At 73.3% G+C, this 1,859-nt stretch carries 2 protein-coding genes; both read left to right on the forward strand.

The window, feature by feature from the left end:
* Positions 1 to 349: hypothetical protein (locus AC1DY5_RS53800; protein WP_478122385.1), on the forward strand; the 349-nt coding region annotated here is incomplete at its 5' end.
* Positions 350 to 368: 19 nt separating this feature from the next.
* Positions 369 to 1,859 (forward strand): eCIS core domain-containing protein (locus AC1DY5_RS53805; protein ID WP_478122386.1); only part of this gene is annotated, 1,491 nt, incomplete at its 3' end.

Consider the following 1,859-nt stretch of genomic DNA (forward strand, 5'->3'; position numbering starts at 1 on the left):
GCTGTCGGCCACCCATGCGCTCGAACGGGGCCAGCCGAAGGCGGCCCGCAGGCACGCGCTCGCGGCCCGCACGCATGCGTTGGCCTCGCGTGCGCCGACGCCTTACATCGGCGCGGCGGTGGCGCTGTCGCGCATCGACGAACAGGCGGGCGACAGGCCGGCCGCCTACGGCGCGCTGGCTGCCGGATGGGCCACGCTGGGCGATCTGCTTGGCCCCGAACTCGCGCGCGCGACCTTCGAGCCTCTGCTGCGGCGCCTGCGCGCGCAGTGGGGCGCCGATGCCTTCGATGCCGCGCGCCACGCTTACGAATCCACGCGCAGGGCCGCGTTGCAGGGAGCCGGACCATGAGTCGACAAGGAGGTGCGCCATGAGGCATGCGAACAGGCGGCAGTCCGGCGCCCAGCGCGCCGGCAACCTGCCCTCGGGAGCCGGTGTGCGGGCGGCCGCGCCGCTGCAGCGCAGCGGCGTGCCGCGTTTCATGCGGATCAACGTGGGCCGCGCGGGCGATGCCTTCGAGCAGCAGGCCGAGCGGGCGGCGGCGCGGCCCACGCAGGGGGAGGGCCAGGCGCCTCGCGCCCAGCCTCCGCAGCGCCGCGCATCGCCGATCGCGGAGCAGGCGGGTTCGTGCGGCGAGTCGCTCGATATCCGCACGCGCGCCGCGATGGCACAGCGCCTGGGCGCCGATTTCGGGCAGGTGCGAACCCACACCGGAACCCAGGCCGCGCTGCTGGCCCGCGACCTCGGCGCCGATGCGTTCACGCACGGCCACGATGTGTTCTTCGGTGCGGGCCGAACGCCCGGCGACGATGCGCTGACCGCGCACGAGCTGGCGCACGTCGCGCAGCAGTCGGGCAGCGCCGCACCGGACGCGATCCGTTGCAGCCGCAACGGCAGCTTTCCGGTGGCCAACGGCGGCTTCGAGATCGACCTGCAGACGCGCGAGGGCGGCGGCAACACGCCGCCCACCCACAGCGGCCTCGACGGCTACATCCGCTTCGTGCCGGGCGAGGCGGCGCCGCTGTCGAACCAGATCGAGATGGTGCAGGTGGTCAAGCTCACCGACGTCAAGGGCGCCGATGTCCAGCCCGGATCGCTGCCGGCCGACCGTGCGGGGCGCGGCGCGCTGGGCGACCCCGGCATCCTGACCGAGGACAACCCCGACACCGGCGTCGAGGGCGGCTTCTTCACCGACGTCTACCACGGAGGTACCGGCGGCGGTTCGGCGCCGGCGGGCCAGGCGCTGTCGCCGAGCTTCAATTTCCAGCCGGCGGCGCCGGGCACGGTGGGCTCGGTCGGGCAGGTGAAGCAGCCGGACTTCTACGGCGGCGGCACCGGCGGCGTGCTGGGCCGCACGCCGGGCTTCAAGCGCTCGAACGATGCCGCAGACATCCGTTCGGCCGCGCTCTATGACCAGCCCGGCCTCGCCAGCGCGGCGGTCGATCTCGACTTCGAGTTCGAATCGGTTGCGATGGCGCAGGACAAGGGTCTCGATCTCGCCTCCGTGCACTGGGGCTTCGGCATCCGCTCGGGCAAGGTGATCGACGAGCACCTGGCGGTGGCGGACGGGGCCTCGGCCACCTTCGACGAGGCGGTGGAGCGGCACCGCGAGTTCTACGTGCATGAGCCGGCGGCCTTCTACTTCGACTTCGACAGCGCGGTGCTCGGCGCCGCCGAGGCCGCGCGGATCGACGACTTCATGCCCTACCTGCTGCGCAACACCGACGTCATCGTCTCGCTCGAAGGCTCGGCCGACCAGGTCGGCGGCATCAGCCGCTACAACACCAACCTGTCGCTGGCCCGCGTCGATGCGGTCGAGGCGGCGCTGCTGGCGCGCGGCCTGCCGCGCTCGCGCCTCGAT

Source organism: Variovorax sp. P4_D9, from assembly GCF_056401695.1.